Raw genomic sequence first — 19,866 nt, 5'->3', positions numbered from 1 at the left:
CCAACTGAGCTATTCCCGCTTAATCTTCGTCTTTCGAACTGCTACTGCCTTGGCTGCCTTCACTCACCTTAGTCACTTACTTTTGTAAGTCCCCAAGGATTCGTTCAGTTGCCGCCTTGTCGCAATTCGAAATACTGCGATTGGGTGGTCTGTGCTTTACAGCACTTTTCAAATTTTGGAGCGGGAAACGAGACTCGAACTCGCGACCCCGACCTTGGCAAGGTCGTGCTCTACCAACTGAGCTATTCCCGCGTACTACTTAATTTTTGCTTTCGTAATTTCGCATTTCTGCGTCGTTACGGGAGGCGCATTATACGAGAAATCTTTCCCTCTGCAACCCCCCTAAAAAAAATTTTTCGAATTTTTATCTCAAGTGCTGAAATTATCAGCAAGACGTTCAATTTAGCGTCAAAATCACGCCGCCGCAAGTGGATTCCGGCGGTTACGTGACCAGGAAAAATGTTACAGCTTGATGAAATGCTCGCGGTAGTAAGCCAGTTCCGCAACTGATTCGCGGATATCATCCATCGCCTGATGCGTCCCCTGCTTGGTAAAACCGTCGAGAATTTCCGGCTTCCAGCGGCGCGCCAGCTCTTTCAGCGTGCTGACATCGAGATAGCGGTAGTGGAAGTACGATTCCAGTTCCGGCATGTATTTGAACAGGAAGCGGCGATCCTGACCGATGCTGTTACCGCAGATAGGCGATTTCCCCGCAGGCACCCACTGTTTTAAAAATTCGAGCGTCGCCAGTTCTGCTTCCCGATCGCCCATCGTGCTCGCTTTCACACGCTCCACCAGCCCGCTGGCGGTATGGGTGCGCACGTTCCAGTCATCCATCAGCGCCAGCTGTTCATCGGACTGATGTACTGCAATGGTCGGCCCTTCTGCCAGAATATTCAGGTTGGCATCGGTCACCAGCGTGGCAATCTCAATAATGCGATCGCGCTCGGGATCCAGACCGGTCATCTCAAGATCGATCCAAATCAGGTTGTTTTCATTGGCACTCATGCTATTTTCCACCCATTCACAGTGACTATATTGATCCACAATTGCGTGTATCATAGATGTTTTGCCCATCAGGGGCGACCAGGAGTCTGTACGATTGAGTAAAAATAAACTCTCCAAAGGCCAGCAGCGCCGCGTGAACGCCAATCACCAGCGTCGTCTTAAAACGTCTAAGGAGAAGCCCGACTACGACGACAATCTGTTTGGCGAGCCTGATGAAGGTATCGTCATCAGCCGCTTTGGTATGCACGCTGATGTGGAATCCGCCGATGGCGACGTTCACCGCTGCAATATTCGCCGTACCATCCGTTCGCTGGTGACCGGCGACCGCGTAGTCTGGCGTCCGGGTAAACCGGCGGCGGAAGGCGTAAATGTCAAAGGGATCGTGGAAGCGGTACATGAGCGCACCTCGGTGTTAACGCGCCCGGATTTCTACGACGGCGTGAAACCCATCGCCGCCAACATCGATCAGATTGTTATTGTCTCCGCCATTTTGCCGGAGCTGTCGCTCAATATCATCGACCGTTACCTGGTAGCCTGCGAAACCTTGCAGATTGAGCCGATTATTGTGCTCAACAAGATTGACCTGTTGGACGACGAAGGCATGGCGTTCGTCAACGAACAGATGGATATCTACCGCAACATCGGTTATCGCGTATTGATGGTTTCCAGCCATACTCAGGATGGGCTGAAACCGCTGGAAGAGGCATTGACCGGACGCATCAGCATTTTTGCCGGGCAATCTGGCGTCGGCAAATCCAGCCTGCTGAATGCGTTGCTGGGGCTGCAAAAAGAGATCCTGACCAACGATGTCTCTGACAACTCAGGTCTGGGCCAGCACACCACGACTGCCGCTCGGTTGTATCACTTCCCGCACGGCGGCGATGTGATTGATTCTCCTGGGGTACGCGAATTCGGACTCTGGCATCTCGAGCCGGAACAAATCACTCACGGTTTTGTCGAATTCCATGACTACTTAGGTCTGTGCAAATACCGCGATTGCAAACACGATACCGATCCGGGCTGCGCTATCCGTGAAGCCGTTGACGAAGGGAAAATCGCGGAAACCCGTTTCGAAAACTATCACCGTATTCTGGAAAGCATGGCGCAGGTAAAAACGCGTAAAAACTTTTCTGATACGGATGACTGACAATTAAGCTAACCGTCGTTAGAATCGTCCCCTTTTTTTCAGGATCCGGCATATACGCCGGATCAGGAACGACAAAACAATGGCCTGGAGGCTACTTTGTTAAATTCATTTAAACTTTCGCTACAGTACATTCTGCCGAAACTATGGCTTACTCGCCTGGCGGGTTGGGGCGCAAGCAAGCGAGCAGGATGGCTGACAAAACTGGTTATCGATCTGTTCGTTAAATACTACAAAGTCGACATGCAAGAGGCGCAGAAGCCGGATACTGCCAGCTACCGCACCTTTAACGAATTTTTTGTCCGTCCGCTGCGTGACGAAGTACGCCCAATCAATACCGATCCGAATGTACTGGTCATGCCTGCCGATGGCGTTATCAGCCAGTTAGGTAAAATCGAAGAAGATAAAATCCTGCAAGCCAAAGGCCACAATTACAGCCTCGAAGCCCTGCTGGCGGGCAACTATCTGATGGCGGATCTTTTCCGCAATGGTACGTTTGTGACCACTTACCTCTCCCCGCGTGACTATCACCGCGTACACATGCCGTGCAACGGTATTTTGCGTGAGATGATCTACGTGCCGGGCGATCTCTTCTCCGTTAACCATCTCACTGCTCAGAACGTGCCAAATCTGTTTGCCCGTAACGAGCGTGTTATCTGCCTGTTCGATACCGAATTTGGCCCGATGGCGCAGATTCTGGTTGGTGCGACGATTGTTGGCAGCATTGAGACTGTCTGGGCGGGTACCATTACACCACCGCGCGAAGGCATCATCAAACGCTGGACCTGGCCTGCCGGGGAAAACGACGGTTCTGTGGCGCTACTGAAAGGCCAGGAAATGGGTCGCTTTAAACTTGGCTCTACCGTTATCAACCTGTTTGCACCGGGTAAAGTGAACCTGGTTGAGCAACTGGAAAGCCTGTCTGTCACGAAAATTGGCCAGCCGCTGGCAGTATCTACCGAAACCTTTGTTACGCCAGACGCTGAACCAGCCCCGCTTCCTGCTGAAGAGATCGAAGCAGAACACGACGCCAGCCCATTGGTTGACGACAAAAAAGACCAGGTCTAATCCATCAAAGGAAACGCTGACGTGCGCCTGATTATCACTTTTCTGATGGCCTGGTGCCTCAGTTGGGGGGCGTACGCCGCGACGGCCCCCGATAGCAAACAAATCACCCAGGAACTGGAGCAGGCAAAAGCGGCAAAACCCGCGCAGCCGGAAGTCGTAGAGGCGCTCCAGTCTGCCTTAAACGCGCTTGAGGAACGAAAAAGTTCCCTTGAGCGTATCAAGCAATACCAAGAAGTCATTGATAATTATCCGAAACTCTCCGCTACTCTGCGCGCACAATTAAACAACATGCGTGACGAGCCGCGCAGCGTGTCGCCGGGAATGTCTACCGACGCGCTGAATCAGGAAATTCTCCAGGTCAGCAGTCAGTTGCTGGATAAGAGCCGTCAGGCCCAGCAAGAGCAGGAACGCGCCCGCGAGATAGCGGATTCATTGAATCAACTGCCGCAACAGCAAACTGATGCCCGTCGTCAGTTAAATGAAATTGAGCGCCGCCTGGGAACACTTACCGGCAATACCCCGCTTAATCAGGCACAAAATTTCGCGTTGCAGTCTGACTCCGCACGTCTGAAAGCCCTCGTTGATGAACTGGAGCTGGCGCAGCTGTCTGCCAATAACCGCCAGGAATTAGCGCGCTTGCGCTCTGAGCTGGCGGAAAAAGAGAGCCAGCAGCTGGATGCGTATTTGCAGGCCTTACGTAATCAGTTGAACAGCCAACGCCAGCTTGAGGCGGAGCGGGCGCTGGAAAGCACCGAGTTGTTGGCTGAAAGTAGTGCCAATTTACCGAAAGATATCGTCGCGCAATTCAAAATTAACCGCGAGCTTTCGGCGGCGCTGAATCAGCAGGCGCAGCGAATGGATCTCGTCGCTTCGCAACAGCGTCAGGCTGCCAGCCAGACATTACAGGTCCGGCAGGCGCTGAATACCCTGCGCGAGCAGTCACAATGGCTGGGAGCGTCCAACCTGCTCGGCGAAGCATTGCGAGCGCAGGTGGCACGACTGCCGGAAATGCCGAAACCGCAACAACTTGATACCGAAATGGCGCAGTTGCGCGTGCAACGGTTGCACTATGAGGATCTACTCAATAAACAACCGCAACTGCGACAAATCCTTCAGACTGACGGTCAGCCGCTGACCGCCGAGCAAAACCGTATTCTCGAAGCACAACTGCGTACTCAGCGTGAGTTGCTGAACTCATTGTTGCAGGGTGGTGACACGCTACTGCTGGAACTGACCAAGCTGAAAGTCTCCAACGGGCAACTGGAAGATGCGCTGAAAGAGGTGAACGAAGCGACGCACCGCTATCTGTTCTGGACCTCTGACGTGCGCCCGATGACCATCGCCTGGCCACTGGAAATCGCCCAGGACCTGCGCCGTCTCATTTCGCTGGACACCTTCAGCCAGTTAGGTAAAGCCAGTATCATGATGCTGACCAGCAAAGAAACGATTTTGCCGCTGTTTGGCGCGTTGATTCTGGTCGGTTGCAGTATTTACTCGCGCCGCTATTTCACCCGTTTTCTCGAACGTTCGGCAGCGAAAGTCGGCAAGGTGACTCAGGATCACTTCTGGCTGACATTACGCACCCTTTTCTGGTCGATTCTCGTCGCGTCACCGTTACCGGTGCTGTGGATGACGCTGGGTTACGGCTTGCGCGAGGCGTGGCCTTATCCGCTGGCGGTAGCGATTGGTGATGGCGTAACAGCCACCGTGCCGCTGCTGTGGGTAGTGATGATTTGCGCCACATTTGCCCGCCCGAACGGCTTGTTTATCGCTCATTTTGGCTGGCCGCGCGAACGTGTTTCCCGCGGGATGCGCTACTACCTGATGAGCATCGGGCTTATCGTGCCGCTGATTATGGCGCTGATGATGTTCGATAATCTCGACGACCGCGAGTTTTCCGGTTCGCTGGGACGGCTTTGCTTTATTCTCATATGTGGTGCGCTGGCGGTGGTCACCCTCAGTTTGAAAAAAGCGGGGATCCCGCTGTACCTCAACAAAGAGGGAAGCGGCGATAACATTACCAACCATATGTTATGGAACATGATGATTGGCGCGCCGCTGGTCGCTATTCTGGCAGCGGCAGTCGGTTACCTGGCAACGGCACAGGCGCTGTTAGCAAGGCTTGAAACCTCGGTCGCCATCTGGTTCCTGCTGTTGGTGGTTTACCACGTTATCCGCCGCTGGATGCTAATCCAGCGGCGCAGACTGGCTTTTGACCGGGCGAAACATCGCCGGGCCGAGATGTTAGCGCAGCGCGCGCGTGGCGAAGAGGAAGCGCATCATCACAGTAGCCCGGAAGGGGCGATTGAAGTCGATGAAAGCGAAGTCGATCTCGATGCCATCAGTGCGCAGTCCTTGCGGCTGGTGCGCTCAATCCTGATGTTGATCGCCCTGCTTTCGGTCATTGTGCTGTGGTCAGAAATCCATTCCGCTTTCGGCTTCCTCGAAAATATTTCGCTGTGGGATGTCACTTCCACGGTACAGGGCGTAGAAAGCCTGGAGCCGATCACCCTCGGTGCGGTGCTGATAGCTATTCTGGTGTTCATCATCACCACGCAACTGGTGCGCAATCTGCCCGCGCTGCTGGAACTGGCAATCTTGCAGCATCTCGATTTAACGCCGGGTACGGGCTACGCCATCACCACCATCACCAAATATCTGCTGATGCTGATTGGCGGGCTGGTCGGCTTCTCGATGATTGGTATTGAGTGGTCGAAATTACAGTGGCTGGTCGCCGCGCTCGGTGTTGGTCTGGGCTTTGGTTTGCAGGAAATTTTCGCCAACTTTATCTCTGGCCTGATTATCCTATTCGAAAAACCGATTCGCATTGGCGATACGGTAACGATCCGCGATCTTACCGGTAGCGTGACGAAAATTAACACCCGCGCCACAACTATCAGCGACTGGGACCGCAAAGAGATTATCGTGCCAAACAAGGCGTTTATTACTGAGCAGTTTATCAACTGGTCGCTCTCTGACTCGGTCACGCGCGTGGTGCTGACGATTCCGGCCCCTGCCGATGCCAACAGTGAAGAAGTGACAGAAATCTTGCTCAACGCTGCGCGCCGCTGCTCGCTGGTGATCGATAACCCGGCGCCGGAAGTCTTCCTGGTGGATCTACAGCAAGGGATCCAGATTTTCGAGCTGCGTATTTACGCCGCAGAAATGGGTCACCGCATGCCGCTGCGCCATGAAATCCATCAACTGATTCTGGCGGGCTTCCACGCCCACGGTATTGATATGCCATTCCCGCCCTTCCAGATGCGTCTGGAAAGCCTGAATGGTAAACAAACGGGGAGAACGTTGACTTCTGCGGGTAAAGGTCGTCAGGTGGGAAGTTTGTAAGGTCTTTGTGGCCGGATGACCCCATCCGGCTCACAAGCAAAACTGATAGCGCAGAAAAAACTGCCACAGCCAGTAGCCGAAGATCGCAAGTGCGGTGACGTACATAAACCAGCCGCCTTTTTTTCGCCGCAGCGCGAACCAGAGAAAAGGGAAAAAGAGCGGCAACGTCAATATCACACCGACATCGCGAGTATCGTCATTTTCCAGATACTCCAGCACATCACAGACGTTGTTAATCCCGCGTCCATCAATCATCCACTCTTTGTCCAGCGTGGAAGTGATGAGTATCCAGGGGATCGCCACAACAAACCAGATGCAGCACAAGACAAACATGCGCGCACTCATGAGGTAACCCGTAGTTTAATTTCGCTATAGCGCATACGAAATCCCACTAATTCCCTGTCATTACGCCCTATCGTCAGGCCGACGATAGGGCATCTGATTACTCAGCCGCCCACTGCGGATTTTTTGCCACTCTGCTGCAATAGTTCTGGTAAATCGCCATCGCTAACAGCGAGAAGAAGACAGGGCCGCCAACCATCCACAATGTGCTATCCCAGTCTCCGGCTTCAACCACTGGCTGGATGATGGTGAAAACGTTCGCAAACGTCACCACCAGTACCACCACCACTGTCGCGATCGTTGCTGACATGTGTGTTTTGAAAATCACAAATGGTCTGTCGAGATCCTGACGAGCTTTAAAGAATGGGAAAGCCAGCGCGAGGAACAGATAGGGAAGCGTCATGGAAACGTTCGCCATCAGCGTCAGCTTGTTAAAGAACGCTGATGCAGTACCACCGCCAAACGAAACCAGCAGGATGAAGACAGTAACCAGCCCACACTGCATCCACATGGCGATAGACGGCATGCCCATGGCGTTCAGGCGCGTCATCGGTTCCGGCCATAACGCTTTCGGCGTACCCTGGATGATCGCTTTCAGCGGTGAATAGCAAAGCGTAAAGAACGCACCGGTATAGGCGAGGAACATCGAAAGCCCGGTAATACGCGCAAACCATACGCCCAGCGACAATGACGCTTCAGGTGACAAATGCAGCACGTTACCCAGCGTCATCCCCAGACTTTTCATCAACACATAGGTGATATTGCCGAGGTTAACGGAACCATTACTTAATACCTGCTGCCAGTTAGTGCTGACGCCCCATAAAAATATCGCCAGCGAATAACCGATTGAAATAACAATAGCGGCAAAAACAATACCTTTGGCAAAGTTCTTTTCTGGGTTTTCTGTTTTATCTACCAGACCACCAACCGCTTCAATTCCGCCGTAAGCAAAAATGGCAAATACCACAAACGATAACATCGCCAGACCGGATTGATATCCTGGATTCGGCGATACCACGAAATTAATATCCTGTGCAAAATGGCCACCATTTAATAACAAAATGGCAATGCTCACTAACAGTAATACTAAATTAAGACACATTACTGCAATACCACCTACTGCAGTAATACGAGCAATTTTATTAATCCCTTTTGAAGCAACCACGGTAACCAGGAGCATCCATGCCACCGCCAGCAGACCCACTACCTGCGTTGGCTCCAGGCCAGCAATGCGCCAGTGCTGAGTCATGTCGGTACCGTAGAGGAACGTAGAAAATGGTACCCAGACTTTAGCTGAGGTACTCACCATCCAGATGATATAAGAGGAAAACCACATAAATGTGCCGATAAAGGCGAAACGTGGTCCGACACTATTATTCATCCAGGAATAGATGCCGCCTTCTTCTTTGCGATAGGCCGCGCCCATTTCTGCCATCATTAAGGCAAATGGTATAAAAAATAATAATGCAGAAAATATATAAAAGGGAATCGCACTATACCCCATTAAATAATAAGCTGCCGGACTATTGGCAAACCCAAATACTGAGGTAAAGATCATCAATATGAGTCCTATCAGACTCATCTTTTTTATCGTGTGAGGCATGAAATTATCCTTCGTTTTAGCACATGTATAAAACGCGCGCACTGAACTGCACTACCCATCGATTGACGGGCCGCAATAAAAAAACATACAGAATTGATACCTGGATGATAGCAAATATCCAGTCTTAAATTGTGGCCTTTAGCAGAAAAATGAAAACATCTGCTACAGAATGGCGTTACAGCGCCATTCTGTGTGGTTAATTAGATGATTTTTCAGAATTATGCCCGGTCAACGCTAAAGGCAATCACTTCCGCAAGCGTCTCCGCGCCCAACGCCAGCATCACCAGACGATCAACGCCCAGAGCTACGCCGGAGCAGTCAGGCATACCGACTTTCAGAGCTTCGATGAGGTTTTGGTCGATTGGATGCTGCGGTAAACCACGCGCCGCACGCTTACGGTTATCCTGCTCAAAGCGTTGTTGCTGTTCACGGGCGTCCGTTAATTCATGGAAACCATTCGCCAGCTCAATACCTTTGTAGTAGACCTCGAAGCGCTCTGCGACCCGATGATCTTCGGTACTGATTTGCGCCAGTGATGCCTGACTGGCAGGGAAATGATAAACAAAGGTCGGTTTTTCTTTACCAATGTTCGGTTCCACACCAAAGGTAAACAGCAACTGCAACAACGTATCGCGGTCTTCTTCGGTATCAGCAACGTTGCTCAGATCCAGTTTCGCCGCCACTTCCCGCAGCTGCGTTTTATCAGCTGAGAGCGGATCAATTTCCAGATAACGTAAGAAGGCTTGCTGATAAGAAAGGCTTTCTGCAGCCGGGCAATCCAGTACTTGCTGCAGAAGATCGTCAACTTCGTTCATCAACCGGTACATATCATAATGCGGCCGATACCACTCCAGCATCGTGAACTCAGGGTTGTGATAACGCCCCATCTCTTCATTACGGAAGCTGCGGCACAGCTGGAATACTGGGCCACAACCGGCAACCAGCAGGCGTTTCATGTGATATTCAGGGCTGGTCATTAACCAAAGATTCATCCCCTGAGAGTGTCCGGGGCCAACGAAACGTGTCTCAAACGGGACCAAATGAATATCGGTTACCGTCGCCTGGCTCATACAAGGCGTCTCCACCTCCAGCACTCCACGATCGGCAAAGAAACGACGGATCTCCGCCATAATCGCCGCGCGTTTTAATAAGTTAGGAATGGATGCGCTCGGCTGCCAGGATGCCGTTTCGCTCATAGTGAAATCTCCAGTTTTTAACAAGGGCACGAAGTCTACTCGCAACGCGACGGCGAGACAAATTTTACGCAGGAATCATTCAGCAAGGGGGGGGTGACTAAAAAAACCACAATCTGATGGTTTAGTAATTAAATTAATCATCTTCAGTGATAATTTAGCCCGCTTGCGCACTAAAAAAATCGATCTCGTCAAATTTCAGACTTATCCATCAGACTATACTGTTGTACCTATAAAGGAGCAGTGGAATAGCGTTCGCAGACCGTAACTTTCAGGCACTTACCCTGAAGTACGTGGATGTGGGATAAAAACAATCTGGAGGAATGTCGTGCAAACCTTTCAAGCCGATCTTGCCATTGTAGGTGCCGGTGGCGCGGGATTACGTGCTGCAATTGCTGCCGCGCAGGCAAATCCGAATGCAAAAATCGCACTAATCTCAAAAGTATACCCAATGCGCAGCCATACCGTTGCTGCAGAAGGGGGCTCCGCCGCTGTCGCGCAGGATCATGACAGCTTCGATTATCACTTTAACGATACAGTAGCGGGTGGCGACTGGTTATGTGAGCAGGATGTTGTGGATTATTTCGTCCACCACTGCCCAACCGAAATGACCCAACTGGAACTGTGGGGATGCCCATGGAGCCGTCGCCCGGATGGTAGCGTGAACGTACGTCGCTTCGGCGGCATGAAAATCGAGCGTACCTGGTTCGCCGCCGATAAGACCGGCTTCCATATGCTGCATACGCTGTTCCAGACCTCTCTGCAATTCCCGCAGATCCAGCGTTTTGACGAACACTTCGTGCTGGATATTCTGGTTGATGATGGTCATGTTCGCGGCCTGGTAGCAATGAACATGATGGAAGGCACGCTGGTTCAGATCCGTGCTAACGCAGTGGTGATGGCAACCGGTGGCGCTGGCCGTGTTTATCGTTACAACACCAACGGCGGCATCGTTACTGGCGACGGTATGGGTATGGCGCTGAGCCACGGTGTTCCGCTGCGTGACATGGAATTCGTTCAGTATCACCCAACCGGTCTGCCAGGTTCCGGTATCCTGATGACCGAAGGTTGCCGTGGCGAAGGCGGTATTCTGGTCAACAAAAATGGCTACCGTTATCTGCAAGACTACGGCATGGGTCCAGAAACTCCGCTGGGCGAGCCGAAAAACAAATACATGGAACTGGGTCCACGCGACAAAGTTTCTCAGGCCTTCTGGCACGAATGGCGTAAAGGCAACACCATTTCCACGCCGCGTGGCGATGTGGTTTACCTTGACCTGCGTCACCTGGGCGAGAAAAAACTGCACGAACGTCTGCCGTTCATCTGTGAACTGGCGAAAGCTTATGTTGGCGTCGATCCGGTTAAAGAGCCGATTCCGGTACGTCCGACCGCACACTACACCATGGGTGGTATCGAAACCGATCAGAACTGCGAAACCCGCATTAAGGGCCTGTTCGCCGTGGGCGAATGTTCCTCTGTAGGTCTGCACGGCGCAAACCGTCTGGGCTCCAACTCCCTGGCGGAACTGGTGGTCTTTGGTCGTCTGGCTGGTGAGCAAGCAATGGAGCGCGCATCTACTGCCGGTAATGGCAACGATGCAGCGATCAATGCCCAGGTTGCTGGCGTTGAACAGCGTCTGAAAGATCTGGTTAACCAGGACGGCGGCGAAAACTGGGCGAAGATCCGCGACGAAATGGGCCTGGCCATGGAAGAAGGCTGCGGTATCTACCGTACGCCGGAACTGATGCAGAAAACCATCGACAAGCTGGCGGAACTGCAGGAACGCTTCAAGCGCGTTCGCATCACCGACACTTCCAGCGTGTTCAACACCGACCTGCTTTACACCATTGAGTTGGGCCACGGTCTGAACGTTGCCGAATGTATGGCGCACTCTGCAATGGCACGTAAAGAGTCCCGCGGCGCGCACCAGCGTCTGGACGAAGGTTGCACTGAACGTGACGACATCAACTTCCTCAAACACACCCTCGCCTTCCGCGATGCTGATGGCACTACTCGCCTGGAGTACAGCGACGTGAAAATTACTAAGCTGCCGCCGGCCAAACGCATGTACGGTGGCGAAGCGGATGCAGCCGATAAGGCGGAAGCAGCCAATAAGAAGGAGAAGGCGAATGGCTGAGATGAAAAACCTGAAAATTGAGGTGGTGCGTTATAACCCGGAAGTCGATACCGCACCACATAGCGCATTCTATGAAGTGCCTTATGATGAAACCACCTCATTGCTGGATGCGCTGGGCTATATCAAAGACAACCTTGCGCCGGACCTGAGCTACCGCTGGTCCTGCCGTATGGCGATTTGTGGCTCCTGCGGCATGATGGTTAACAACGTGCCGAAACTGGCATGTAAAACCTTCCTGCGTGACTACACCAACGGCATGAAGGTTGAAGCGTTAGCTAACTTCCCGATTGAACGCGATCTGGTGGTCGATATGACCCACTTCATCGAAAGTCTGGAAGCGATCAAACCGTACATCATCGGCAACTCCCGCACCGCGGATCAGGGTACTAACATCCAGACCCCGGCGCAGATGGCGAAGTATCACCAGTTCTCCGGTTGCATCAACTGTGGTCTGTGCTATGCCGCATGCCCGCAGTTCGGCCTGAACCCAGAGTTCATCGGTCCGGCTGCCATTACGCTGGCACATCGTTATAACGAAGATAGCCGCGACCACGGTAAGAAGGAGCGTATGGCGCAGTTAAACAGCCAGAACGGCGTATGGAGCTGTACTTTCGTGGGCTACTGCTCCGAAGTCTGCCCGAAACACGTCGATCCGGCTGCGGCCATTCAGCAGGGCAAAGTAGAAAGTTCAAAAGACTTTCTTATCGCGACCCTGAAACCACGCTAAGGAGTGCAACATGACGACTAAACGTAAACCGTATGTACGGCCAATGACGTCCACCTGGTGGAAAAAATTGCCGTTTTATCGCTTTTACATGCTGCGCGAAGGCACAGCGGTTCCGGCTGTGTGGTTCAGCATTGAACTGATTTTCGGGCTGTTTGCCCTGAAAAATGGCCCGGAAACCTGGGCGGGATTCGTCGACTTTTTACAAAACCCGGTTATCGTGATCATTAACCTGATTACTCTGGCGGCAGCCCTGCTGCACACCAAAACCTGGTTTGAACTGGCACCGAAAGCGGCCAATATCATTGTAAAAGACGAAAAAATGGGACCAGAGCCAATTATCAAAAGTCTCTGGGCGGTAACCGTGGTTGCCACCATCGTAATCCTGTTTGTTGCCCTGTACTGGTAAGGAGCCTGAGATGATTAATCCAAATCCAAAGCGTTCTGACGAACCGGTATTCTGGGGCCTCTTCGGGGCCGGTGGTATGTGGAGTGCGATCATTGCGCCGGTAGTGATCCTGCTGGTTGGCATTCTGTTGCCGCTGGGTCTGTTCCCGGGTGACGCACTGAGCTACGAACGCGTTCTGGCGTTCGCGCAAAGCTTCATTGGTCGCGTATTCCTGTTCCTGATGATCGTCCTGCCGCTGTGGTGTGGTTTACACCGTATGCACCACGCGATGCACGATCTGAAAATTCACGTGCCTGCGGGCAAATGGGTTTTCTACGGTCTGGCTGCTATCCTGACAGTTGTCACGCTGATTGGTATCGTTACAATCTAACGTATCGCCAATGTAAATCCGGCCCGCCTATGGCGGGCCGTTTTGTATGGAAACCAGACCTTATGCTCAAAACGACGCTTTGCGCCTTACTGATTACCGTCTCTTGCTCCACTCTTGCCGCGCCCCATAGCGAACAACAAATCAACGATATTGTGCATCACACAATTACCCCACTTGTTGAGCAACAAAACATCCCCGGCATGGCCGTTGCAGTGATTTATCAGGGTAAGCCTTATTACTTTACCTGGGGCTACGCGGATGTGGCAAAAAAGCGGCCCGTCACGCAGCAAACGTTGTTTGAGTTAGGCTCGGTCAGTAAAACATTTACGGGCGTGCTTGGTGGTGACGCTATTGCTCGAGGGGAAATCAATCTAAACGATCCCGTCACAAAATACTGGCCTGAACTTACCGCTAAACAGTGGAATGGGATCACGCTATTACATCTCGCAACCTACACCGCTGGCGGCCTGCCGTTACAGGTGCCGGATGAGGTGAAATCCTCAAGCGACTTGCTGCGCTTCTATCAAAACTGGCAGCCTGCATGGGCGCCAGGAACACAACGTCTGTATGCAAACTCCAGTATCGGTTTGTTCGGCGCACTGGCTGTGAAGCCATCCGGTTTGAGTTTTGAGCAGGCGATGCAAACTCGTGTTTTCCAGCCACTCAAACTCACCCATACGTGGATTAATGTGCCATCAGCGGAAGAAAAGAATTACGCCTGGGGATATCGCGAAGGCAAGGCAGTGCATGTTTCGTCAGGGGCGCTGGATGCTGAGGCTTACGGTGTAAAATCGACGATTGAAGATATGGCCCGCTGGGTACGAAGCAATATGAATCCCCGTGATATCAACGACAAAACACTTCAGCAAGGGATACAACTGGCGCAATCTCGCTACTGGCAAACCGGCGATATGTATCAGGGCCTGGGCTGGGAAATGCTGGACTGGCCGGTAAATCCTGACAGCATCATCAATGGCAGCGACAGTAAAATTGCGCTGGCGACAAGCCCAGTAAAAGCGATTACGCCCCCTGCTCCTGCTGTGCGGTCATCATGGGTGCATAAAACAGGTGCGACCGGCGGATTTGGTAGCTATGTCGCGTTTATCCCAGAAAAAGAGCTGGGTATTGTGATGCTGGCTAACAAAAATTATCCCAATCCAGCGAGAGTTACCGCCGCCTGGCAGATTTTCAACGCTCTGCAGTAAAATTTCATCGGGTCCGAATTTTCGGACCTTTTCTTCGCATTTCCTTGCTGTCATCTACACTTAGAAAAAACCAGTAAGGAAACATTTATGCGCCTGCTCCCTCTCGTTGCCGCAGCGACGGCTGCATTTCTGGTGGTTGCCTGTAGTTCTCCCACACCACCGCGTGGCGTGACCGTGGTAAATAATTTCGATACCAAACGCTATCTGGGTACATGGTATGAGATTGCCCGTTTTGATCACCGCTTTGAACGCGGGCTGGAGAAAGTGACCGCGACGTACAGCCTGCGGGATGACGGCGGCCTGAATGTCATTAATAAAGGCTATAACCCAGACAGAGAGATGTGGCAGCAGAGTGAAGGAAAAGCCTACTTTACTGGAGATCCGCGTCGCGCAGCCCTGAAAGTGTCGTTCTTTGGGCCATTCTACGGCGGTTATAATGTCATCGCGCTCGACCGGGAGTACCGCCACGCGCTGGTTTGCGGCCCGGACCGCGACTACCTGTGGATACTCTCTCGCACACCAACCATTTCTGACGAAGTTAAACAGGAGATGCTGGCAGTCGCAACCCGGGAAGGGTTTGATGTTAGTAAGTTTATTTGGGTACAGCAGCCCGGTAGTTAGTGAGTACTGAGCTTCAGACCAATAATTCCCACCACAATTAACGCCAGACTTGCCAGGCGCATCGGGTTAGCGGACTCGCCGAGCAGCACAATGCCGGTGATAGCCGCGCCGACTGCGCCAATCCCCGTCCAGACAGCATAAGCCGTCCCTACAGGTAATGACTTCATCGCCCAGGCGAGCAGCGCCATACTGACAATCATTGCCGTCACGGTAATAACACTTGGCGTCAAACGACTAAAGCCGTGGGTATATTTCAGGCCAACAGCCCAGACGACTTCCAGCAACCCAGCAATAAATAAAATAATCCAGGACATATAAAACTCCGGAGAAATGGGGCCGTCCCCGGTGAAAAGAAGCGTTTGCAGGTCGTCCTGCAAAGCTGATGGTTGAACGGATATTTTGCCAGGTGGCAGGGGAATTTCAACTATTACCTTAGTGACTATCGCTGAAAAAATAAACGGTACGACAAACTTGTCGTACCGTTACAGATTGTTGACAAAGTGTCAGTTGTTTATGCCAGATGCGGCGTTAATGCCTTACCCAGCCTACAAAATCGTGCAAATTCAATATATTGCATGGGATATGTAGGTCTGATAAGCGTAGCGCATCAGGCAATTTTGCCTTTGTCATCAGTATCAACGGCACGACAAAACTGCCGTACCGTTATTGCTTATTGCTGCGCTTTCGTTGCTGCGCCAGAAATCGCGTTACCGCCGTCGGAGATATCTTCACCAACGCCACGCGTGGTGTTGCAGGCAGTCAATACTGTTGAAAGCACCAGAACAGAAAAGATCGCTGCAATTGTCTTCTTCACCATAATGTCTTCCTTTTAGGTAATGTTATTTGTGTTTGCCTATAGCAAATTAATAATAGACAACACCACCGAAAATGACGGAAATCTGATGATTTTTAGGAAGAGAAGAAAAATTAGCTGGCTGCGCGGGAGATGGAATTACCGAGATGTTTAATGTCTTCACCAAAACCGCGAGCGGTGTTACAGCCCGTGAGCAGCGCACTGGCAAGCAAAACAAGAAGGATAAGGCGTTTCATCATCTCTGACCTGAGAAAGTGATGGTGCAGCCCACAGGCCGCACCACAACCGCATTACTTCACGCGAGATACGTATTCACCAGAGCGGGTATCCACTTTAATGACTTCGCCGATCTGTACAAACAGCGGAACTTTAACCACAGCGCCAGTAGACAGGGTAGCCGGTTTGCCACCAGTACCTGCGGTATCACCTTTCAGACCCGGATCGGTATCAACGATTTCCAGTTCAACGAAGTTCGGCGGAGTAACGGAGATCGGCTGACCATTCCACAGAGTTACGATGCACTCTGCCTGATCCAGCAGCCATTTAGCGTTGTCGCCAATTGCTTTTGCATCAGCAGACAGCTGCTCGAAAGTTTCGTTGTTCATGAAGTGCCAGAACTCACCGTCGTTGTACAGGTAAGTCAGGTTCATATCGACAACATCAGCGCCTTCAGCGGAATCGGTAGATTTGAAGGTTTTTTCTACGCGAGTGCCAGTCAGCAGACGGCGCAGTTTAACGCGAGCGAATGCCTGACCTTTACCCGGTTTCACGAATTCACTGGCTTCAACCGCGTAAGGTTCGCCATCTAACATGATTTTAAGACCAGCACGAAAATCGTTGCTATAGTACGTTGCCATAAGGCCCTCTGAAATTTATTAATTGGTAGCTAAGCCACAAAATGGCGCATATTGTAACCCTAAATACCCCATCCAGAGAAGATTGGTTAGCGCAACTTGCCGATGTTGTGACCGATCCTGATGAACTTCTGCGTCTTTTGAATATAGACGCGGACGAAAAACTGTTGGCCGGACGCAGCGCCAAAAAGCTGTTTGCCCTGCGCGTGCCCCGCTCATTTATCGATCGCATGGAGAAAGGCAATCCAAACGATCCACTTTTGCGTCAGGTACTTACCTCGCAAGATGAGTTTGTCGTCGCGCCCGGATTCTCCACCGACCCGCTGGAAGAACAGCACAGCGTAGTGCCTGGTTTGTTGCATAAATACCACAACCGGGCGCTATTGCTGGTCAAAGGCGGCTGCGCGGTAAATTGCCGCTATTGCTTCCGTCGCCACTTCCCGTATGCCGAAAATCAGGGCAACAAGCGAAACTGGAAGACGGCACTTGAGTATGTTGCTGCGCATCCGGAACTGGACGAGATTATTTTCTCCGGCGGCGATCCGCTGATGGCGAAAGATCACGAACTGGACTGGTTATTAACGCAACTGGAAGCCATCCCACATATCAAACGTCTGCGGATTCACAGCCGTCTGCCGATTGTGATCCCGGCACGCATCACCGAGGCGCTGGTTGAACGCTTTGCCCGTTCTACGCTGCAAATCTTGCTGGTGAATCACATCAACCATGCCAATGAGGTAGATGAAACGTTTCGTCAGGCGATGGCTAAATTGCGCCGTGTCGGCGTCACCCTGCTTAACCAAAGCGTTCTGTTACGTGGCGTGAACGATAACGCGCAAACGCTGGCAAATCTGAGTAATGCACTGTTTGACGCCGGTGTGATGCCCTATTACCTGCATGTGCTCGATAAAGTGCAGGGCGCGGCGCATTTCATGGTGAGCGATGATGAAGCGCGGCAGATTATGCGTGAGTTGCTGACGTTAGTATCGGGATATCTGGTGCCAAAACTGGCGCGCGAGATTGGTGGCGAACCCAGCAAAACGCCGCTGGATCTCCAGCTACGCCAGCAGTAACTGATTAAACAGGGAAGTTAAACATTAAAATTGCCTGATGCGCTACGCTTATCAGGCCTACATCGTGCATTGAAATTGAATGAATTTTCAATGAACTATAGGCCGGATAAGGCGTTTACGCCGCATCCGGCAAGAGCAACAAACGCAGTACAGCGACCTGTCATTTTACAGGGAAGTTTAATCTTTGCCCGTTGCATAACCTTTAATTATTCATATACATTGCTATTTTTACTCTTTATATAGCCAACACCAATAATTAACCTTTCTTTTCTGTTTATATAGAGTGAGCACGGCTATTTATGTTATTTTAACAACTATTACTACCAAGCCCATTTATCTGGCTTATAAATTAAAATTAATTATTTAATTGAGAAATGGTTAGGGAGAACCTACATGGCCATAAGCATCAAGGGTGTTAATACCGGTGTTATTCGCAAGAGTAATAATTTCATTGCACTGGCGCTGAAAATTAAAGAGCCTCGCAATAAAGAATCGTTGTTCTTCATGTCTGTGATGGAACTGCGCGACCTTCTGATTGCGCTGGAAAGTCGTCTGCATCAAAAGCATAAACTGGATGCTGATGCACGCCTTCTGTATGAGCAAGCTCGCGATAAAGTCATTAAGAAAATGGCAGAAAATATCCCGGAAATTCTGGTTGATGAGCTTAAAAATGCCGATATTAATCGCCGGGTTAACGCGCTGGAACTTACCGATAATCAGGGCGAAAATCTTAATTTCGCATTAACGCTACATGATGGCAGCAAATGCGAATTAGTGGTCAATGAGTTGCAGATTGAAATGCTGGCGCGAGCAATCATTCATGCAATTAATAATGCAGAAATGCGTGAACTGGCGTTACGTATTACATCGTTGTTAGATTTCCTGCCGTTATATGACGTCGACTGCCAGGACAATGGCAATCTGGAATACGACACCTATTCCCAACCAGAATGGAAACATAATCTGTTTAGTCATTATCTGGCCGTACTTTATCGCTTTAAAGATGAAGGTGGCAAAGAGCAATTTAGCGGAGCAGTAGTAAAAACGCGTGAAGCAACAGCGGGTAAAGAAGTGGAGGCTATCACTCGCCGGATGCTTGATTTCAGTCCTCGACTGAAAAAACTCGCGGGTGTGCCGTGTCAGGTCTACGTTCGGACTATGGCAGCCAATAACGCCCAACCACTGACCCAGGATCAATGCCTACGCGCACTGCATCACCTACGCGTTCAATCCATCAGCAAAACTGCACCACAGGCGAAATAATCCCATCTTTGCTAATGCGAGGCTGGAGCCATACAGCCTGAAATGACTGATAATGTGATCGTTGATCATGCCGGATGCGGCGTAAACGCCTTATCCGGCCTACAAATTCTCGAGCATTCAATCAGTTGCAATGCCTGATGTGGGCCTGATAAGCGAAGCGCATCTGGCAATTATACGTTTGTCACCCAGCCTCAGGATCCCATCAGTTCGGGCACTTATATACCTGACCGATAATCTGGCTGTCAGTCGGGACAAAGCTGGACAACATGCCCTGCGACGGGCTGCTGATACCATAAATCACGTTACCGCCCATTGCTGCCGCCTGGTTGCGCAGATCGTTTGCCGCACCACGCATAGAACCGCCCTCTTCACCGTGTTGCCCGGAAAGCCAGTTACTTTGCTTACCGGTAGCAGTACCAATCAGCTGGCACTCTGCACCTGGTTGCTCGTCCACGATGCGAACGCTCTGTCCGGCAGCGCTCAATTCGTTGCTGGAGCTACAACCCGCCATCAGTAGCGCGGCACCGACAATCCCTGCTAAGTATTTTACGTGCATGTTATTCCCCATAATCAATGAGCTGGACGCAACTCGCGTCGTCCGTGTCTGAATCTTATACTAGAAAGATGACCAAAAGAAAAACCCCCAGACATTTCTGCCCGGGGGTTTCTTTATTTCTGCGAGGTGCAGGGCAA

General features: G+C 51.4%; 20 protein-coding genes and 1 tRNA gene. 11 read left to right on the top strand and 10 right to left on the bottom strand.

Annotated elements, in window-relative coordinates; translation table 11 throughout:
• Nucleotides 1-176: 176 nt before the first annotated feature.
• Both FEK50_RS20415 and orn read right to left on the bottom strand, forming a co-directional pair.
• Nucleotides 177-252: transfer RNA gene (locus FEK50_RS20415), tRNA-Gly, on the bottom strand.
• Nucleotides 253-462: 210 nt separating this feature from the next.
• Nucleotides 463-1,008, bottom strand: coding sequence for an oligoribonuclease (gene orn, locus FEK50_RS20410; RefSeq protein WP_064525781.1), 546 nt, complete (start codon nucleotides 1,006-1,008; stop codon nucleotides 463-465).
• 94 nt (nucleotides 1,009-1,102) lie between these two features.
• Between orn and rsgA the strand changes: the two genes are divergently transcribed.
• The 3 genes from rsgA to mscM all read left to right on the top strand — a co-directional run bounded on the left by rsgA (nucleotide 1,103) and on the right by mscM (nucleotide 6,565).
• Nucleotides 1,103-2,155, top strand: coding sequence for a small ribosomal subunit biogenesis GTPase RsgA (gene rsgA, locus FEK50_RS20405; protein ID WP_130205979.1), 1,053 nt, complete (start codon nucleotides 1,103-1,105; stop codon nucleotides 2,153-2,155).
• A gap of 96 nt (nucleotides 2,156-2,251) precedes the next feature.
• The gene (gene asd / locus FEK50_RS20400; RefSeq protein ID WP_130221779.1) at nucleotides 2,252-3,220 is read left to right on the top strand and encodes an archaetidylserine decarboxylase; all 969 of its coding nucleotides are present in this window, start codon (nucleotides 2,252-2,254) and stop codon (nucleotides 3,218-3,220) included.
• 21 nt (nucleotides 3,221-3,241) lie between these two features.
• Nucleotides 3,242-6,565, top strand: a complete 3,324-nt coding sequence (gene mscM, locus FEK50_RS20395) for a miniconductance mechanosensitive channel MscM (RefSeq protein ID WP_131161343.1) — start codon at nucleotides 3,242-3,244, stop codon at nucleotides 6,563-6,565.
• Nucleotides 6,566-6,595: 30 nt separating this feature from the next.
• Here the strand turns inward: mscM and FEK50_RS20390 are convergent, their stop codons facing one another.
• The 3 genes from FEK50_RS20390 to epmA form a co-directional block, all read right to left on the bottom strand.
• On the bottom strand, nucleotides 6,596-6,910 hold the full coding sequence (locus FEK50_RS20390; RefSeq protein ID WP_131161344.1) for a YjeO family protein: 315 nt from the start codon (nucleotides 6,908-6,910) through the stop codon (nucleotides 6,596-6,598).
• Nucleotides 6,911-7,007: 97 nt separating this feature from the next.
• Nucleotides 7,008-8,510 (bottom strand): glutamate/gamma-aminobutyrate family transporter YjeM, encoded by a 1,503-nt coding sequence (gene yjeM, locus FEK50_RS20385; protein WP_131161345.1) that lies wholly within the window; start codon nucleotides 8,508-8,510, stop codon nucleotides 7,008-7,010.
• A gap of 218 nt (nucleotides 8,511-8,728) precedes the next feature.
• The gene (epmA, locus tag FEK50_RS20380; RefSeq protein ID WP_000004771.1) at nucleotides 8,729-9,706 is read right to left on the bottom strand and encodes an elongation factor P--(R)-beta-lysine ligase; all 978 of its coding nucleotides are present in this window, start codon (nucleotides 9,704-9,706) and stop codon (nucleotides 8,729-8,731) included.
• Nucleotides 9,707-10,031: 325 nt separating this feature from the next.
• Between epmA and frdA the strand changes: the two genes are divergently transcribed.
• From frdA to blc, 6 genes are all read left to right on the top strand, one after another.
• Nucleotides 10,032-11,840: a fumarate reductase (quinol) flavoprotein subunit gene (gene frdA, locus FEK50_RS20375; protein ID WP_130205969.1), complete on the top strand. Its 1,809-nt coding sequence runs from the start codon at nucleotides 10,032-10,034 to the stop codon at nucleotides 11,838-11,840.
• Nucleotides 11,833-12,567, top strand: a complete 735-nt coding sequence (gene frdB / locus FEK50_RS20370) for a fumarate reductase iron-sulfur protein (RefSeq protein WP_064525766.1) — start codon at nucleotides 11,833-11,835, stop codon at nucleotides 12,565-12,567. Before frdA ends, frdB begins: the two co-directional genes overlap by 8 nt.
• Nucleotides 12,568-12,577: 10 nt before the next feature.
• Nucleotides 12,578-12,973, top strand: a complete 396-nt coding sequence (gene frdC, locus FEK50_RS20365) for a fumarate reductase subunit FrdC (protein ID WP_001568431.1) — start codon at nucleotides 12,578-12,580, stop codon at nucleotides 12,971-12,973.
• A gap of 10 nt (nucleotides 12,974-12,983) precedes the next feature.
• Nucleotides 12,984-13,343 (top strand): fumarate reductase subunit FrdD, encoded by a 360-nt coding sequence (gene frdD / locus FEK50_RS20360; protein WP_130205967.1) that lies wholly within the window; start codon nucleotides 12,984-12,986, stop codon nucleotides 13,341-13,343.
• A 62-nt stretch (nucleotides 13,344-13,405) separates the two neighbouring features.
• Nucleotides 13,406-14,548 carry a BlaEC family class C beta-lactamase gene (locus FEK50_RS20355; protein ID WP_131161346.1) on the top strand — a complete coding sequence of 381 codons (1,143 nt, stop codon included), beginning with the start codon at nucleotides 13,406-13,408 and terminating at the stop codon, nucleotides 14,546-14,548.
• 87 nt (nucleotides 14,549-14,635) lie between these two features.
• A complete protein-coding gene (blc, locus tag FEK50_RS20350) occupies nucleotides 14,636-15,169 on the top strand; it encodes a lipocalin Blc (protein WP_130205963.1) in 534 nt (177 codons plus the stop codon).
• Here the strand turns inward: blc and sugE are convergent.
• The 4 genes from sugE to efp form a co-directional block, all read right to left on the bottom strand.
• A complete protein-coding gene (gene sugE, locus FEK50_RS20345) occupies nucleotides 15,166-15,483 on the bottom strand; it encodes a quaternary ammonium compound efflux SMR transporter SugE (protein ID WP_130205961.1) in 318 nt (105 codons plus the stop codon). The two genes, blc and sugE, sit on opposite strands and share 4 nt — an antisense overlap.
• Nucleotides 15,484-15,839: 356 nt before the next feature.
• The gene (gene ecnB, locus FEK50_RS20340; protein WP_000239596.1) at nucleotides 15,840-15,986 is read right to left on the bottom strand and encodes a lipoprotein toxin entericidin B; all 147 of its coding nucleotides are present in this window, start codon (nucleotides 15,984-15,986) and stop codon (nucleotides 15,840-15,842) included.
• A 110-nt stretch (nucleotides 15,987-16,096) separates the two neighbouring features.
• Nucleotides 16,097-16,222 carry a lipoprotein antitoxin entericidin A gene (gene ecnA / locus FEK50_RS20335; protein ID WP_064525758.1) on the bottom strand — a complete coding sequence of 42 codons (126 nt, stop codon included), beginning with the start codon at nucleotides 16,220-16,222 and terminating at the stop codon, nucleotides 16,097-16,099.
• A 51-nt stretch (nucleotides 16,223-16,273) separates the two neighbouring features.
• On the bottom strand, nucleotides 16,274-16,840 hold the full coding sequence (gene efp, locus FEK50_RS20330) for an elongation factor P (protein WP_000257278.1): 567 nt from the start codon (nucleotides 16,838-16,840) through the stop codon (nucleotides 16,274-16,276).
• Nucleotides 16,841-16,881: 41 nt separating this feature from the next.
• Between efp and epmB the strand changes: the two genes are divergently transcribed.
• Together epmB and FEK50_RS20320 are read left to right on the top strand one after the other, a co-directional pair.
• Complete coding sequence (epmB, locus tag FEK50_RS20325; RefSeq protein ID WP_130205957.1) at nucleotides 16,882-17,910, top strand: EF-P beta-lysylation protein EpmB; 1,029 nt, start codon at nucleotides 16,882-16,884, stop codon at nucleotides 17,908-17,910.
• Nucleotides 17,911-18,303: 393 nt separating this feature from the next.
• Nucleotides 18,304-19,173 (top strand): YjeJ family protein, encoded by an 870-nt coding sequence (locus FEK50_RS20320; RefSeq protein ID WP_130205955.1) that lies wholly within the window; start codon nucleotides 18,304-18,306, stop codon nucleotides 19,171-19,173.
• 202 nt (nucleotides 19,174-19,375) lie between these two features.
• Here the strand turns inward: FEK50_RS20320 and FEK50_RS20315 are convergent, their stop codons facing one another.
• Nucleotides 19,376-19,729 carry a DUF4156 domain-containing protein gene (locus tag FEK50_RS20315; protein ID WP_000558209.1) on the bottom strand — a complete coding sequence of 118 codons (354 nt, stop codon included), beginning with the start codon at nucleotides 19,727-19,729 and terminating at the stop codon, nucleotides 19,376-19,378.
• Between the last annotated feature and the right edge of the window lie 137 nt (nucleotides 19,730-19,866).

This window comes from Escherichia sp. E2586, assembly GCF_005781105.1.
Classification (GTDB): domain Bacteria; phylum Pseudomonadota; class Gammaproteobacteria; order Enterobacterales; family Enterobacteriaceae; genus Escherichia.
Note: the sequence above shows the minus strand (reverse complement) of the source record. Positions and strands in the feature narration are given on the sequence as shown.

Coding starts and splice junctions, on each gene's coding strand:
- ecnA (WP_064525758.1), bottom strand. CDS start 16,222: ATGATGAAACGCCTTATCCTTCTTGTTTTGCTTGCCAGTGCGCTGCTC.
- FEK50_RS20315 (WP_000558209.1), bottom strand. CDS start 19,729: ATGCACGTAAAATACTTAGCAGGGATTGTCGGTGCCGCGCTACTGATG.
- frdD (WP_130205967.1), top strand. CDS start 12,984: ATGATTAATCCAAATCCAAAGCGTTCTGACGAACCGGTATTCTGGGGC.
- frdB (WP_064525766.1), top strand. CDS start 11,833: ATGGCTGAGATGAAAAACCTGAAAATTGAGGTGGTGCGTTATAACCCG.
- frdC (WP_001568431.1), top strand. CDS start 12,578: ATGACGACTAAACGTAAACCGTATGTACGGCCAATGACGTCCACCTGG.
- epmA (WP_000004771.1), bottom strand. CDS start 9,706: ATGAGCGAAACGGCATCCTGGCAGCCGAGCGCATCCATTCCTAACTTA.
- FEK50_RS20355 (WP_131161346.1), top strand. CDS start 13,406: ATGCTCAAAACGACGCTTTGCGCCTTACTGATTACCGTCTCTTGCTCC.
- sugE (WP_130205961.1), bottom strand. CDS start 15,483: ATGTCCTGGATTATTTTATTTATTGCTGGGTTGCTGGAAGTCGTCTGG.
- ecnB (WP_000239596.1), bottom strand. CDS start 15,986: ATGGTGAAGAAGACAATTGCAGCGATCTTTTCTGTTCTGGTGCTTTCA.
- FEK50_RS20320 (WP_130205955.1), top strand. CDS start 18,304: ATGGCCATAAGCATCAAGGGTGTTAATACCGGTGTTATTCGCAAGAGT.
- orn (WP_064525781.1), bottom strand. CDS start 1,008: ATGAGTGCCAATGAAAACAACCTGATTTGGATCGATCTTGAGATGACC.
- yjeM (WP_131161345.1), bottom strand. CDS start 8,510: ATGCCTCACACGATAAAAAAGATGAGTCTGATAGGACTCATATTGATG.
- FEK50_RS20390 (WP_131161344.1), bottom strand. CDS start 6,910: ATGAGTGCGCGCATGTTTGTCTTGTGCTGCATCTGGTTTGTTGTGGCG.
- blc (WP_130205963.1), top strand. CDS start 14,636: ATGCGCCTGCTCCCTCTCGTTGCCGCAGCGACGGCTGCATTTCTGGTG.
- efp (WP_000257278.1), bottom strand. CDS start 16,840: ATGGCAACGTACTATAGCAACGATTTTCGTGCTGGTCTTAAAATCATG.
- epmB (WP_130205957.1), top strand. CDS start 16,882: ATGGCGCATATTGTAACCCTAAATACCCCATCCAGAGAAGATTGGTTA.